The sequence below is a fragment of the unidentified bacterial endosymbiont genome (genome assembly GCF_918320885.1).
Lineage (GTDB): Bacteria > Pseudomonadota > Gammaproteobacteria > Enterobacterales.
This window is the reverse complement of sequence record NZ_OU907312.1, coordinates 242,261-257,125: the sequence shown is the minus strand read 5'-3', so window position 1 is coordinate 257,125 and position 14,865 is coordinate 242,261. Positions and strand designations below refer to the sequence as shown.

The window sequence follows — 14,865 nt, the reverse complement described above, 5'->3', positions numbered from 1 at the left end:
TAGGCCACCCGGTGATGACAGTAGGCAGCCCTCTAGAGGGTGCTGGAAATCAGAGGCTAACAGCAAGGGCAGATCACAAACCCTCCACTTGGCTTGATGCATAAATTAATGTAAAACAGCACTAATATTGATGAGGAAATTCCCCTATGAGAACCACGGTCACTATTGACAATGCCCTCTACGAAAAAGCCTTGGAAGTGGCCGATCCCAATATGGGCAAGGCAGATCTTTTTCGACAGGCGATCAAGACCTTCATGCGCGTACAAGCAGCCAAGCGCCTGGCGGCGCTAGGTGGCACAAGGTCCGAGATTCAGGATGTCCCGCGTCGCCGGGAGGACCCCGTCTCGCAGTGAGGGTGCTCTTCGACACCTCAGTGTGGATAGACCACTGCCGAAACGGCAATGCAGCATTAGTTGACCTCATCAGCCTAGATCTCGCACTCATTCACCCAATGGTCATAGCCGAAATTGCCTGTGGAACGCCCCCATCGCCACGTGCTCAGACGCTGAACAACCTTGGTCTTCTACAGCCCTGCAACCCGGCAAGCTTATGTGCAGTAACGGCGTTCATTGAGCGCGAAAGGCTTTATGGTATTGGGTGTGGGTTGGTGGACATCGCCTGACTGGCCTCTACACTCATTACACCAGGCGCTGAGCTATGGACGCTTGATAAGCGCCTGGCTGACTTAGCTAGGCGCTTCGGCGTAGCTTACCAGCCAATACTGCATTAAGGGCAGCCGTGCTACCGATTACTCCAGGCAAGCTATCCCCCCCATATAGGGACGCAAAGCTCCTGGAATAGTGATACGGCCATCCGCTTGTTGGCCATTTTCCAGCAGTGCCACCAAGGTTCGACCAATGGGTAAACCAGAGCCATTTAACGTATGCAGTAAGCGCGGTTTTTGATCGGGCTGGATGCGATAGCGGGCCTGCAAGCGGCGCGCCTGGAAATCCCCCGCATTGGAGCAGGAGGAGATTTCACGGTAACCGTTTTGCGCCGGTAGCCACACCTCTATATCGTAAGTCTTGCAAGCGGCAAAGCTCAGATCCCCCGTACACAATAACATCACGCGATAGGGCAGCTCTAGCCGCTGTAAAACCCGCTCAGCATCGGCTGTTAGCGCTTCTAAAGCCTGCATCGACCGCTCGGGTTCAACGATCTGCACCAGCTCTACTTTATCAAATTGGTGTTGGCGAATGAGGCCACGGGTGTCACGGCCATAGGCCCCAGCCTCTGAACGAAAACAGGGGGTATGGGCCACCATTTTCAGGGGCAGCTGGTCGACTGGGACAATGGTGTCTCGAACTAAATTGGTGAGCGGCACCTCAGCGGTAGGAATCAACGCATAACGGCTTTTTTCCTGATCCAAGGTGGTGACATGAAATAAATCCTCAGAAAATTTAGGCAACTGACCTGTTCCGTAAAGCGCCTCATGCTTGACCAGATAGGGGACATAAACCTCTTGGTAGCCGTGTTCAGTGGTTTGCAGATCCAGCATAAACTGTGCCAAAGCACGGTGTAGACGTGCCAGCTGCCCCTTCAATACCATAAAGCGCGAACCGCTTAACTGACTGGCAGCGGCTAAATCGAGGCCACCCAACAGCTCTCCCAAACTGACATGGTCACGCACGGCAAAGGGATAGTGTTGCGGTGTACCCCACTGGCGCACCAGTTGATTCTGTTGCTCATCGCTCCCAGAGGGAACGGCTGGATCCGGTAGATTAGGCAATGAGTCATAGAGGGTTTGTAGCTGTGACTGCACCTGTTGTAGCTCAACCGTGGTGCTCTCTAAGCAGTGACTGAGCTCAGTTAACTGCTGCATCAGCGCTTGTTGGGTAGTCTCACCTCGCCGTTTTGCCTCCCCAACGGCTTTAGCGCCAGCATTACGCTCAGCTTGTAGCTGCTCCTGCTGGCTTTGTAATCTCTTACGTTGATCTTCTAACTGCTGATAGTGTGCAGTATCGAGCAGATAACCACGGCGCGACAGTTGGTCGGCCACCTGGAGTAACTGTTTTCGCAATAAGTTTGGATCGAGCATGGCGTATCGCTCTTAGGCTAAAGGTGCTCAGCAGCTGATTATGCCACGCAACTGGAAGCATTCACAGACTCCCCTCCCTAACAAACTGCATCAGCGTGGTGTGAATCCTGGCAGTGGGTACCTGCTTCAGAGAAGCAACTGCAGCTGATTCAGGGTGAGGGTGAGGGCTAGATCAAGTCTCAAACACTGTCCATACGGCCTAATAGCGAGTGTAGCCGCGTTTGCCAACTCTGTTGCTGCTCTTTGAGTTGTTGATTTTCATCAATAACTGCTTGGTATTGGTCCGTGGCTGCTTGGGTGCTTTGTTGCAAATCCCGGTTTTTTCCCTTTAACTCATCAATCTCCATTTGCAATAAGGCAATTGTATCAATGGCTTGCTGTACTTTAACTTCTAATTGCTCAAAAACTTCAAAAGACATGGATTCCTCTCTATAACAGCTGACAAAAGCTTAGTCATGCGACAGCAACCGATTGTACTCTGATTGGCTGTTTTACACCGTCTGTTTTTTAAGTTCATAGACCGCGGTGCTTTTGCAGCCAATCTTACTCTGATATTTCAGCCTGTTTGGCACGCTGAATCATCGGCTCAATCGTCGATCCTTGCACTAAGATAGAAAACAGCACTACAGCATAACACATTACCAACAACAAATCCCGGACATCCAGTTGCGAACAGGGCTCATAAGCGACACCCACGGGGATAGAGAGCGCCATGGCCAATGCCAAGCCGCCGCGCAGCCCCCCCCAAGTGAGGATCTGCAGCGTATAGGGATTATAGTGACGAAAACGACGAAAACAGGCGAAAGGCAGTGCTACACTCAAGTAGCGAGCGACTAAACAGATGGGGATGGCACTGATCATCAACAGAACAGAGCGATGGGTAATCTCAATCAATAATAACGTTAAGCCGATGAGCAGGAACAGTAGCGCATTCAAAAATTGATCGATGAGCTCCCAAAAATGGTCGAGGTACAGTGTACTTTGCTTAGAAAAGCCGCTTTGCCGTGTCCAATTGCCAACCATAATCCCCGCCACCACCATGGCTAAGGCCCCTGAAATATTGAGCCTATTCGCCAGGGAAAAAGCTGCTGTAGGGATTAATAGTGTTAACAATAGTTCCAAACTGCCATCATCCGTCGCACTGATCAATAAATGAGCGATGATTCCAATGAACAGCCCATAGGCCATGCCCCCCAGGGCCTCTTGTAAAAACAGCTTAAAGACTGAGATCAGAGAGGCCTCTTGATGACCAAAGGCGACCGCAAACAGGGTAATGAAAATGACTAAGCCTACCCCATCATTGAACAGCGACTCTCCTTCAACCTGAATCGCCATGCGTGGTGGCGCGCGCATAGATTTGATAATCGCTAATACGGCAATGGGATCAGTCGGAGAAATGAGTGCGCCAAATAATAGGCAGTAGATCAAAGCGAGATTGAGATGAAATAGTGGTGCAACCCTATAAATTCCGTAGCCAATCAATAGGGTGGAGAGCAGGGTGGAGAGCAGCGCTAAGATGGCCACTTCCCACTTTTGATCCCGTAAAGCGGGTAATTTAATCCCCAAAGCCCCCGCAAATAACAGGAAGCCTAAGACGCCCTGGAGTAAAAATTCTTGAAAATTGATCTGTTCCACCAGATTGCGGGCCAGCGGTTCAATCTGTAGCCACCCTAACCCCCCAGCCGTCAGCAGTACCAAAGAGGCTACTAGTGCACCTGCCGTGATGGCAATGGTGTTTTGCACCTTATGGATAAATTGGTTGAGAAAGGCGATACCCACCGCCAATGCTGCCAAAAAGCAAAGATTGTAATAGATATTCATGAGGGGACCTCAGTGGCCTTTAACGGTATTCTACGGTTTTTGAAAAAGCGATCCAGTGGGCACAGGCGCCAGGGACGCTCGGGTGATTCAACAACGCTGGGTAGGCTACTATATTCTGTGAGCAGTAAATAGCGTCTGTGTCTCAAAAATGGTCACCAGTTGGTGAACTATTCGGCACAGAAATCGCTAGAGCACCACTGAGCTATTAGCTCCTGTGCACTAGCGTCTCCACCATCCAGGAAATAGGATAGGTAGGATAATCCTGCTGGTTGATGACTGTTGAGAAGATTAAGGTTAAGAGAAGTCCAATTGGGGTAACTTGTCGCCCTGCGCTTTAAGCCAAGCCTCTATCTTACGCTTCGTCGGTAAAGCGAGATCTGGCTCTCTAACCAACAACATCAAAGAGGTGATAGCGTGGTACTCCCCTTGCTCAGCAGACTTTAAAAACCAGTGTGCCGCCTTAGAAAAATCTTGCTGGAGATCATCACCATTCACATAAACAATGCCGAGTTCTAATTGAGCGATTTGATCCCCATGATCCGCTTTCTGCTGTAAGCACTTCAGTTTCTCAAGGTCCTCTAGGGAAGCTTTTTTAGGTATGGGGGCAGCTCGGGGAGTAGTCGACTGAACGGGTTTATTTTCCGCAGAGAATAGGGGCGAGCTGAGCACTGTCAGCATGCAAATCAGTAGCGCCCAAATCCTTTTTTTATACTTTAGCATGTGTGCTCTCCTTTATTTCCTAAACGATCGCCATCCCAGTGGGATGAGTGCTTAATTGCCCCATCAGCCTATACTTTTTTAATGAACTTGAAAAGAGCCAGGTACACGCTTGGCTGATGAGCAACCACCCCCACGATGAGGGGTTTAGGTTTCCTTCTCAGGCGCTCTGCTTTATGATGGCCGCCTTCGTTGGGCTCTCACGTGAGGAGTGTCGATGCTCTCCCTATTTGCACGTACCGCTACTGGGCTAGAAGAGCTACTAAAGCAGGAGCTACAATCCCTGGGTGCTGCCGCGTGTCAAATTGTTCCCGGTGGGGTACTCTTTCAAGGTGAATTAGATCTGCTCTACCGTAGCGTGCTGTGGAGCCGGATCGCCTCTCGTATTCTGCTTAAACTGACCAGCTGCTCGGTGCGTGAGGAGTGCCAGCTCTATCAAGGCGCACTTGCGGTGGATTGGCCATCGCTATGGAGCGCGGAGGCGACCTTTGCGGTCCGTTTTATCGGCACCTCTCCGATCATCCGCCATAGCCACTATGGGGCCTTGCGGATCAAAGATGCCATTGTTGATCGTTTCCAGCAACAGGCTCTGCCACGTCCTAGGGTGGCTAAACAGGATCCAGATCTGCTGATTGAGGGCTATCTGCAGCGTGATCAGCTGATTTTATCCCTCGATCTCAGCGGCCATTCACTGCACCAACGCGGCTATCGCCAGGCGGCGGGAGCGGCACCACTGAAAGAGCATTTAGCGGCAGCCCTGGTGCGGCGATCAGGATGGCAACCGGGTGAACCCTTGATCGATCCGCTGTGTGGCGCCGGTACGCTGTTGATTGAAGCGGCTTTGCTAGCGGCCGATATTGCTCCCGGACTGCAACGGCAGCAGTGGGGTTTTAACGCCTGGTCGCAGCATCAACCAGCACACTGGCAGCGATTACAGCAGCAAGCGCAACAGCGCGCCGCAGCCGGTGTAAAAGGCTACCAGGGTCTCCTGATAGGGTACGATCAAGCGCCAGCGGTGCTGCAGCAAGCGCGACTGAATGCACAACACGCTGGGGTCGCCTCCTTGATCACCTTTGGGGTAGCGGATGTCTGCCAGTTAATCAATCCTTGTCCACAGGCCGGCAGTGGCGTGCTATTGACCAATCCACCGTATGGAGAGCGGCTGAGTTGCCCGCCTGCCCTATTGGCGCTCTACACTAACTTGTCACAGAATCTAAAGCGGCAATTTGCCGGTTGGCGCTTATCACTGTTGGGTCAACACCCGGATCTATTTCATGCCCTGCAACTGCGGGCTGAGCGACAATTTAAGATGAATAATGGGCCGTTAGCCTGTGTACAAAAAAATTATCGACTGGCCGCTCAACCGAATGAGACCAGGCGATTGGCGACTGATTTCGCCAATCGTTTAGCTAAAAAACAGCGGCAATTAGAGCGTTGGGCCAAACTGGAAGGGGTGAACAGTTACCGCCTGTATGATGCTGATCTGCCTGATTATAATGTCGCTATCGATCGCTATGCCGATTACTTGGTGATCCAAGAGTATCAACCCTCCCAACCCATTGAGGAAAAAAAACGCCAAGGTCGCCTAGCTCAGGTTTTGCAGGAGACCTGCCGTATCACGCAGCTCCCAGAAGAGCAGCTGATTGTCAAAGTACGGCAGCGGCAACGGGGCCATACCCAATATCAAAAGCTCGCGCAACAGGGAGAGTGGCTAGCGGTAGTGGAGTATGGAGCAACCCTCTGGGTTAATTTGACGGACTATGTCGACACCGGGTTATTTCTTGATCACCGCCGTACGCGCCGTTTAGTGGGCCAATTAGCGAGCGGCCAAGATTTTCTGAATCTGTTTTGCTATACCGCCAGTGCAACTGTGCAAGCGGGACGTGCTGGCGCCCGCTCAACGACCTCAGTCGATCTCTCGAACACTTATCTCAACTGGGCCGCTCGTAATCTACAGAGCAGTGATCTCCTCGGATCACAACACCGCTTGATCCAAGCTGATTGCCTCACGTGGCTAGCGGTTTGCGAGCAGCAGTTCGATCTCATTTTAGTCGATCCTCCAACCTTCTCTCGCTCTAAACGGATGGAACAGACCTTTGATGTCCAGCGGGATCAGCTCAAGCTGTTCACCGAACTGCGTCGGCTACTGCGTCCGCAAGGTTTGGTGCTATTTTCGAACAGTCGGCAGGGTTTTCGATTGGACAGTGCAGGGTTACGAGCGCTGCAATTAGTAGCAGAAGAGATCACCGAGAAGACCCGTTCTCCTGACTTTAACCGTGCACGCTCAAGCCACCGTTGCTGGAGTATCCGCCATCAACTCCTAGCGGATTCCTAGCCAAGCCGTGTAAGACAAAGATTACCAAAACCATTTCACTTTTTTGACCTACTGTTATAATGGCTGACACTGTTGGCCTTTTATCGAACGGTGTCAGTGAATCAATCAGCCACGCTCTAGTGTGGTCTAGATTTAGTTTGACAAAGTGATACTGTTTTTTGTTGCAACGCCACGGTAAGCGTCCTAGAATACGCAGCGCTTAGGCCGGCTTAGCTCAATTGGTAGAGCAACTGACTTGTAATCAGTAGGCCGTGGGTTCGACTCCTGCTGCCGGCACCAAAAAATCTGGAGGGGTTCCCGAGCGGTCAAAGGGAGCAGACTGTAAATCTGCCGGCTTAGCCTTCGAAGGTTCGAATCCTTCTCCCTCCACCAGTTTGCTCCCATGCGAGCAGTAGTTCCCGGATAGCGGGCATGGTATAAAGGCTATTACCTCAGCCTTCCAAGCTGATGATGCGGGTTCGATTCCCGCTGCCCGCTCCAAGTATAAGCTGATATGGCTCAGTTGGTAGAGCACACCCTTGGTAAGGGTGAGGTCGGCAGTTCGAGTCTGCCTATCAGCACCATAAAAAACGCGCACGAAGCGTGATCAGCGACTGTCCTGTTTTGTTGAGAAAGTCGGTGTGTTAGCGCTCCGTTGTGGTTAACCCTATTATCATTGATTGTCTCTAGAGGGACTAACGATGTCTAAAGAGAAGTTTACACGGAGCAAGCCACACATTAACGTGGGCACCATCGGCCATGTGGACCATGGAAAAACCACATTGACGGCGGCGATTACGTCAGTATTGGCGAAGCATTACGGTGGGCAGGCGCGGGCCTTTGACCAAATCGATAACGCGCCGGAAGAGAAGGCGCGCGGCATCACCATCAACACCTCTCACGTCGAGTATGACACGCAGAACCGCCACTACGCGCACGTCGACTGCCCCGGCCACGCCGACTACGTCAAGAACATGATCACCGGTGCTGCCCAGATGGACGGCGCGATCTTGGTAGTTGCTGCGACTGATGGCCCGATGCCGCAAACTCGTGAGCACATCCTATTAGCGCGTCAGGTGGGTGTCCCTTACATTACCGTCTTCCTGAACAAGTGCGACATGGTGGATGACGAAGAGCTGCTGGAGTTGGTGGAACTAGAGATCCGCGAACTGCTCACACAATATGATTTCCCCGGGGATGATACCCCAGTGATTCGCGGTTCAGCGCTGAAAGCGCTGGAAGGGGATCCCGAGTGGGAGAAGAAAATTGTTGAGTTAGCGGAGATCTTAGACAGCTATATTCCAGAGCCTAAGCGGGCGATTGATAAGCCCTTTTTATTGCCGATTGAAGATGTCTTCTCAATCTCTGGCCGTGGAACCGTGGTGACTGGCCGGGTTGAGCAAGGGATTGTCAAGGTGGGTGATGAAGTGGAGATCGTCGGAATCCGTGACACCACCAAGACGGTGGTGACTGGTGTTGAGATGTTCCGCAAGCTTTTAGATGAGGGGCGTGCGGGTGAAAACGTCGGCGTGCTGCTGCGGGGTACTAAGCGAGATGACATTGAGCGCGGTCAGGTTTTAGCCAAGCCTAAGAGCATCACCCCCCACACCAAGTTTGTCGCGGAAGTGTATGTATTGACGAAAGAAGAGGGCGGCCGCCATACCCCGTTTTTGAAGGGGTATCGTCCGCAGTTCTACTTCCGTACGACTGACGTGACGGGCATCGTTGAGCTGCCGGCTGAGGTGGAGATGGTGATGCCAGGAGACAAGTTGCAACTGACCGTCACCTTAATTGCTCCTATCGCCATGACAGAAGGGTTGAACTTCGCTATTCGTGAAGGGGGCCATACCGTCGGCGCCGGGATAGTCTCTAAAATCATTGAGTGATGCTCCAATAAATCACAAAAAGCACCGGGGGGTTAGCTAACCCCCGGTGCTTTTTTCCTATCTACTCGCTTAGTTCCACCATCAACCTCCCTCTGCTGGCCGAATGGGTATGCTGCCTGTTAGGGTGGCCGGTTTGGTGTACTCTTTAAGCAATCCCTCGGCTTCCAGTCGATCAACGCTAGCACTCATCGCTTGTGCTATTAGGGTTGGATTGCCCTGCAACTGCTGCTTTATCTCCGCTACATCGAGATAACCACCCTGCAGTGTACGAAGTAATCCTTTCCCATAGGGAACGCTCTGCGGCACTTGGTTTCTAGAGAATAGACTCTGCAGGTGGCTAGCGAGTATGGAGAATTGTGCTAGTGCAGTATCAGATTTATAGGCATCAGTGCCTGCCTTTATCCCCCGCGTCAGCAGCTGCTCTAAAGTACGTAGCGGCTCTTCGCTATTAATAGACTCGGCAATCTCGGGAACCTGTTCTCGCAGAAACGTGTTTCCAACATCCGTTGCAGAATAAAATATTCGGATAAACTCGTCAGCCAGCTGTTGCCGTTTATCAATGGGCAACGCCAAAAAGCAGTTTTGCAAAGTGACGTAACGCTCTAATACTTGTTGATAGAGAGTGGCCATCTGCCTGACACGTCCAAATACATAGCATCCCTGCTCATCAAAAGCAGCGGTATGGCTCTTGGGTGGTTTGGGGACCGCTAGGAAGTTTGATGGCTGTTGCTGTTCATAGTCCGCTACATGCCGATAGAGTTCCGCTCTATCAGCAATGAGTAGCACCTGGTCCCCATCAAAGTCCCCGTAGAGCTTGCGCTGTTCATCAATAGGGAGCGCTACCACGCTGCCGGGGGCATAGGTGTTGATGGCAATCAGGATACCGGGCGCTTGTAGGTGAGTAATCTCTGTCACTCGCTGTTTTTCTTTGCGCCAGCTGCTATGACTCTTGACATCGGCAGCCGAGAGCAGTACCTCACTTCGGCAACCCTCTGGCCAATACTCATCCGGTATCACGATCAGCAACCCTTTAGCAAACCATAGCGGGGGCGCCGTCTCAGCAGTATCGGGGGTAGCTTCTAAACCAACAAAACTATATTGAATCACCACCGCTTCTTGAGCTAAAAAGTCAGCCGTCTTATCGGCCACTACCCGCTCCGCGGCAATCGGCCGTAGATTGGCTTGTTCATAAGGAGCACGACCGATCAGTATCCCGGGGCTCACTCTGTCTGCACCTATCCAATGCACCTTGTTATCAGCAGCAGGCAGCGCCCGTAGCATCTGACCGCTGATGTTGCCAGAGGTAAGATATCGGAAACAGTGGTTGCAATCCCCGGCTAGCGGCGGTTCTTTCAAGTGCCCGATTATCTCCTGCAACAGACTCAAGTCTCCTGGTTTGTAGTGCTGCAAGGCTTGGGCTGGGAGGTAGCTCTGCTTATTCTGAGTTTTTTCCACGTTAGTCACGACCGTCATTCTCTGTGCTAAGCTGGCTTTAATAAAACCACAACCATCTTGCAAACGCAGCTGCAGCTCCCCTTTAAGCACCAAGGCATGGGGTATCCTGTCACTATCTGGGAAAATGGTTATCGGAAACAGCCCCTCTAGCACCGCCGTATTCGGTTCAATACCTTCAGGCGGCGCTGCCAGCAGTGCCCGTTGAAAATAGAAAAAGCTCTCTTTATAGGGAAATAGCTGTTTTAGCAGCTGTGCTAAATCACTCTCTTGTTGCGTTTCAGAGAGTGGCACTGCCAGCAGGGTGCCATATGTCGCGACACTCGGAGACGGCGGCACATTAGCATCGCTTGAGCGCTGCTCGACCTTCGGCCGTTTGCACTTCATGCGATTGCCGCCAAATAAGTCTAAACGGTAAGCGTTTCCCTGATGGTAAAATAGCTTACTGAGTAGGTAGTGGCTCATGTAGCCGGGCAGTGTCACCTCCAGTAGCTGTGGGGAGAGCTCTTGACCGAATAGACGCCCTAACACACAGTAGCTGACTGTTCTCTGATTCTCTTCTGCGATAGGTTGGCCGCGGAAGTCCGTCTGGATGAGGGTTAAAGTGCCAATACCGGGCTCAGTAGGTGCTGCAGGTGGCTGGGTAAATGCTTTGAAACGCTCTAGCCAGGGGAAGTGCCAGCAAGGGTTGCTACTGCGCTTCGTGGTGAGATGTTGTGTGATAAATTGGTCTAGGGTGTTTTCTGGCTCAATCTCAGCCGCCTCGGCCTCCAATTGAGCAATCAACTGCCAGGTATAGGGAGAGAGCTCTATTATGTTAGTGTTATTCGCCTCCAACAGCTTTTTTAGCCAATTCTGTAACTGCGTACTATCGATAGGACAGTCGGCAGCGTCCCTGGTTGTTTCGGGTGCAGAGAGTACTGCATGGTAGCCCTTCAGGAGTTGATAGAGGGTTAAAGCAGCACAGCGTGTTTGATGGGGCGCCGTTGGGGTGGTAGCGGAGGCACTCTGTTGTTGCAGATAGGGATCAGCCTTGCTCTGCACGGCTGACCATACGTTAGCCATGAGCTGTAGGGCGCTCTGTTGATGAGAGATCTGTGGTTGTGACGGCTTAACTAACAGTGGCCATAACCCGATGGCCAGATTACCTAGGGTCTCTAAAGCAATATTTTCTGAGAGGTCCCTCTGTTGTGATAGCTCAGAGGCGCTCTTCAATAACAGCGTGATCAATTTAAGGGGAAGTTTTTTGAAACGGGTAAAAACTTTAATCAACTGAGTAATGCCTAATAGGTTGCTTGCTTGCGGCCTCTGGAACGACTGTAGGTGTAAAATTATTTTCTCTAAAGCTTTATCGAATAAAGGTTCTCCTAGCCATTTGCTAAAGGCATTGGCTAAATTGGCCAACCCTTGTTCGTTAAAGTCACACGGCGCCTCGCCCCAGGTTTGACCGGTTATGAATTCAGCAATCCGCTCTATCGCGCTTTTACAGTGGCGGTCATCAGGCTGTTTGCTAAAGGCATTGGCTAAATTGGCCAACTGTTGTTCGTTAAAGTCACACGGCGCCTCGCCCCAGGTTTGACCTGTTAGGTATCGAGCAATCTGCTCTACCATGCTTTTGCAGGCGATGGCCTCCGGCCATTTGCTAAAGGCATTGGCTAAATTGGCCAACTGTTGTGCGTTAAAGTTACACGGCGCCTCGCCCCAGGTCTGACCTGTTAGGTATCGAGCAATCTGCTCTACCATGCTTTTGCAGGCGATGGCCTCCGGCCATTTGCTAAAGGCATTGGCTAAATTGGCCAACTGTTGTGCGTTAAAGTTACACGGCGCCGCGCCCCAGGTTTGACCTGTTAGGTATCGAGCAATCCGCTCTATCGCGCTCTTACAGTGGCTGTCATCAGGCTGTTTGCTAAAGGCATTGGCTAAACTGGCCAACTGTTGTGCGTTAAAGTTACACGGCGCCTCGACCAAAGTTTTATCTGTTAGGTATTGAGCAATCTGCGCTATCGTTCTTTTACAGTCGCTGTCATCAGGCCATTTGCTAAAGGCATTGGCTAAATTGGCCAACTGTTGTGCGTTAAAGTCACACGGCGCCGTGCCCCAGGTTTGACCTGTTATGAATTCAGCAATCCGCTCTATCGCGCTTTTACAGTGGCTGTCATCAGGCTGTTTGCTAAAGGCATTGGCTAAATTGGCCAACTCTTGTGCGTTAAAGTTACACGGCGCCGTGCCCCAGGTTTGACCTGTTATGAATTCAGCAATCCGCTCTATCGCGCTTTTACAGTGGCTGTCATCAGGCTGTTTGCTAAAGGCATTGGCTAAATTGGCCAACTGTTGTGCGTTAAAAGAACACGGCGCCTCGCCCCAGGTTTGACCTGTTAGGTATCGAGCAATCCGCTCTATCGCGCTTTTACAGTCTCTGTCATCAGGCTGTTTGCTAAAGGCATTGGCTAAATTGGCCAACTCTTGTGCGTTAAAGTTACACGGCGCCTCGCCCGAAGTTTTATCTGTTAGGTATTGAGCAATCCGCTCTATCGCGCTTTTACAGTGGCGGTCATCAGGCTGTTTACTAAAGGCATTGGCTAAATTGGCCAACTCTTGTGCGTTAAAGTTACACGGCGCCTCGCCCAAAGTTTTATCTGTTAGGTATTGAGCAATCTGCTCTATCATGCTGTTGCAGGCGATGGCCTCCGGCCATTTGCTAAAGGCATTGGCTAAATTGGCCAACCCCTGTTCGTTAAAGTTACACGGCGCCGCGCCCCAGGTTTGACCTGTTAGGTATTGAGCAATCTGCTCTATCACGCTTTTACAGTGGCTGTCATCAGGCTGTTTGCTAAAGGCATTGGCTAAATTGGCCAACTGTTGTGCGTTAAAGTTACACGGCGCCTCGCCCAAGGTTTTACCTGTTATGAATTCAGCAATCTGCTCTATCGCGCTTTTACAGTGGCTGTTATCAGGCTGTTTGCTAAAGGCATTGGCTAAATTAGCCAACTGTTGTGCGTTAAAGTTACACGGCGCCTCGCCCCAGGTTTGACCTGTTAGGTATTGAGCAATCTGCTCTACCATGCTGTTGCAGGCGATGGTCTCCGGCTGTTTGCTAAAGGCATTGGCTAAATTGGCCAACCCTTGTGCGTTAAAGTCACGCCGCGCCTTGCCCCAGGTTTTACCTGTTAGGTATTGAGCAATCTGCTCTACCATGCTTTTACAGAGGGTGTCATCAGGCCATTTACTAAAGGCATTGGCTAAATTGGCCAACCCTTGTTCGTTAAAGTCACACGGCGCCTCGCCCCAGGTTTGACCGGTTATGAATTCAGCAATCCGCTCTATCGCGCTTTTACAGTGGCGGTCATCAGGCTGTTTGCTAAAGGCATTGGCTAAATTGGCCAACTGTTGTTCGTTAAAGTCACACGGCGCCTCGCCCCAGGTTTGACCTGTTAGGTATTGAGCAATCTGCTCTACCATGCTTTTACAGAGGCTGTCATCAGGCTGTTTACTAAAGGCATTGGCTAAATTGGCCAACTGTTGTGCGTTAAAGTCACACGGCGCCGCGCCCAAGGTTTTACCTGTTATGAATTCAGCAATCCGCTCTATCGCGCTTTTACAGTCTCTGTCATGAGGAAATTTGCTAAAAGCGTTGGCTAAATTGGCAAAATCTTGTGCGTTAAAGTTACACGGCGCCTTGCCCAAGGTTTGACCTGTTATGAATTCAGCAATCCGCTCTATCGCGCTTTTACAGTCTCTGTCATGAGGAAATTTGCTAAAAGCGTTGGCTAATAACGCTATATCCTTGGGTTTATGCTGTTGCTTAGCAATATCCAGTGCTTGGATATACTTAGCAGCTCCCTGAAAAAATTTAAAGTCCTCTTTTTTTCCTTGGTTATTCTTAATCAGTTTTGATAAACGATTACATCGGTGTGCCAATTTAGCGAGAGAAACATTCTGATACGCTACGAATGGTACCCTATTGCTTGAACGCCCTTCACTCCTTCCAAAATCTGTGGCCGTTTTATAGTGCTGAGAATATTGGGAAAAGCTGTTACCGCCCCTGTTAGAGACATGAATAGCAGCGCCAGGATGGTTAGGTTCCCCTGGTCTTTCAGTGCGGTAACTCCCATAGCTAATCTGCTCCCCTCGGTAGGTTTCCGAATCTCTGTGCCCCCTAGCATTACGTTCAAAGTCTGCTGAAGAGGTTTGATAGGGCTGCTCAGTTTGTGAAACACCCTCTCTATTACTGCGTGGCCGACCAGGGGATGACAATGACTGACCATATTGTACAGGCGTTACACCTTTCTGCTGACGATGCGGTTTTTCATTATTTTCCATGACTAAATGCTCTGAATTGACTAGAGGCTACTAACATCACTATATAATAGACTAATTATAATATAAAAATATTAAAATAGCGGGTGCTATTGCAACTGGTCTGTCCCGGAAAAAGTTCGCGCCGAATTTACAGTGTAAAATATCTTCTCTGAAGATTATAAAATGATTTTATAGCGTCAAATATTACATTAGATGCCCGCTATTCTGTCATTAATTTCATGGTATAAGTATATTCCAATCCTTAAATGAGTCTGAAAGGTGTTAGTTGCTGGTTCCGATCATATCCGAACACTGATTCCGATTTGATTCGAACTGAT

General features: G+C 50.6%; 8 protein-coding genes, 4 tRNA genes and 1 pseudogene. 8 read left to right on the top strand and 5 right to left on the bottom strand.

Going from position 1 to position 14,865, the window contains the following annotated elements; all coding sequences use genetic code 11:
• Positions 1-146 precede the first annotated feature (146 nt).
• Positions 147-353, top strand: a complete 207-nt coding sequence (locus tag NL324_RS01240) for a type II toxin-antitoxin system VapB family antitoxin (protein ID WP_253306004.1) — start codon at positions 147-149, stop codon at positions 351-353.
• A pseudogene (locus NL324_RS01235) lies at positions 350-730 on the top strand (type II toxin-antitoxin system VapC family toxin). Before NL324_RS01240 ends, NL324_RS01235 begins: the two are co-directional and overlap by 4 nt.
• Positions 731-748: 18 nt before the next feature.
• Here the strand turns inward: NL324_RS01235 and serS are convergent.
• The 4 genes from serS to NL324_RS01215 form a co-directional block, all read right to left on the bottom strand.
• Entirely contained in the window at positions 749-2,038 is a 1,290-nt protein-coding gene (serS, locus tag NL324_RS01230; protein ID WP_253306003.1) for a serine--tRNA ligase, read from the bottom strand.
• Positions 2,039-2,217: 179 nt separating this feature from the next.
• Positions 2,218-2,457 carry a cell division protein ZapB gene (gene zapB / locus NL324_RS01225; protein ID WP_253306002.1) on the bottom strand — a complete coding sequence of 80 codons (240 nt, stop codon included), beginning with the start codon at positions 2,455-2,457 and terminating at the stop codon, positions 2,218-2,220.
• Positions 2,458-2,581: 124 nt separating this feature from the next.
• Entirely contained in the window at positions 2,582-3,859 is a 1,278-nt protein-coding gene (locus tag NL324_RS01220; protein ID WP_253306001.1) for a cation:proton antiporter, read from the bottom strand.
• Positions 3,860-4,153: 294 nt separating this feature from the next.
• Positions 4,154-4,579 (bottom strand): tetratricopeptide repeat protein, encoded by a 426-nt coding sequence (locus tag NL324_RS01215; protein ID WP_253306000.1) that lies wholly within the window; start codon positions 4,577-4,579, stop codon positions 4,154-4,156.
• 214 nt (positions 4,580-4,793) lie between these two features.
• On the opposite strand from NL324_RS01215, the gene rlmKL reads away from it, so the two are divergent.
• From rlmKL to tuf, 6 genes are all read left to right on the top strand, one after another.
• A complete protein-coding gene (rlmKL, locus tag NL324_RS01210) occupies positions 4,794-6,911 on the top strand; it encodes a bifunctional 23S rRNA (guanine(2069)-N(7))-methyltransferase RlmK/23S rRNA (guanine(2445)-N(2))-methyltransferase RlmL (RefSeq protein WP_253305999.1) in 2,118 nt (705 codons plus the stop codon).
• Positions 6,912-7,114: 203 nt separating this feature from the next.
• Positions 7,115-7,190 (top strand) — tRNA-Thr (locus NL324_RS01205).
• Positions 7,191-7,198: 8 nt separating this feature from the next.
• A tRNA-Tyr gene (locus tag NL324_RS01200) sits at positions 7,199-7,283 on the top strand.
• A 33-nt stretch (positions 7,284-7,316) separates the two neighbouring features.
• Positions 7,317-7,391, top strand: a tRNA-Gly gene (locus NL324_RS01195).
• A 7-nt stretch (positions 7,392-7,398) separates the two neighbouring features.
• Positions 7,399-7,474 (top strand) — tRNA-Thr (locus NL324_RS01190).
• A 117-nt stretch (positions 7,475-7,591) separates the two neighbouring features.
• Positions 7,592-8,776 carry an elongation factor Tu gene (gene tuf / locus NL324_RS01185; RefSeq protein ID WP_253305998.1) on the top strand — a complete coding sequence of 395 codons (1,185 nt, stop codon included), beginning with the start codon at positions 7,592-7,594 and terminating at the stop codon, positions 8,774-8,776.
• 81 nt (positions 8,777-8,857) lie between these two features.
• Here tuf and NL324_RS01180 read toward each other — a convergent pair whose 3' ends face one another.
• Complete coding sequence (locus tag NL324_RS01180) at positions 8,858-14,548, bottom strand: hypothetical protein (protein WP_253305997.1); 5,691 nt, start codon at positions 14,546-14,548, stop codon at positions 8,858-8,860.
• Positions 14,549-14,865: the final 317 nt, after the last annotated feature.

Coding starts and splice junctions, on each gene's coding strand:
- rlmKL (WP_253305999.1), top strand. CDS start 4,794: ATGCTCTCCCTATTTGCACGTACCGCTACTGGGCTAGAAGAGCTACTA.
- NL324_RS01220 (WP_253306001.1), bottom strand. CDS start 3,859: ATGAATATCTATTACAATCTTTGCTTTTTGGCAGCATTGGCGGTGGGT.
- NL324_RS01240 (WP_253306004.1), top strand. CDS start 147: ATGAGAACCACGGTCACTATTGACAATGCCCTCTACGAAAAAGCCTTG.
- NL324_RS01215 (WP_253306000.1), bottom strand. CDS start 4,579: ATGCTAAAGTATAAAAAAAGGATTTGGGCGCTACTGATTTGCATGCTG.
- zapB (WP_253306002.1), bottom strand. CDS start 2,457: ATGTCTTTTGAAGTTTTTGAGCAATTAGAAGTTAAAGTACAGCAAGCC.
- tuf (WP_253305998.1), top strand. CDS start 7,592: ATGTCTAAAGAGAAGTTTACACGGAGCAAGCCACACATTAACGTGGGC.
- serS (WP_253306003.1), bottom strand. CDS start 2,038: ATGCTCGATCCAAACTTATTGCGAAAACAGTTACTCCAGGTGGCCGAC.
- NL324_RS01180 (WP_253305997.1), bottom strand. CDS start 14,548: ATGGAAAATAATGAAAAACCGCATCGTCAGCAGAAAGGTGTAACGCCT.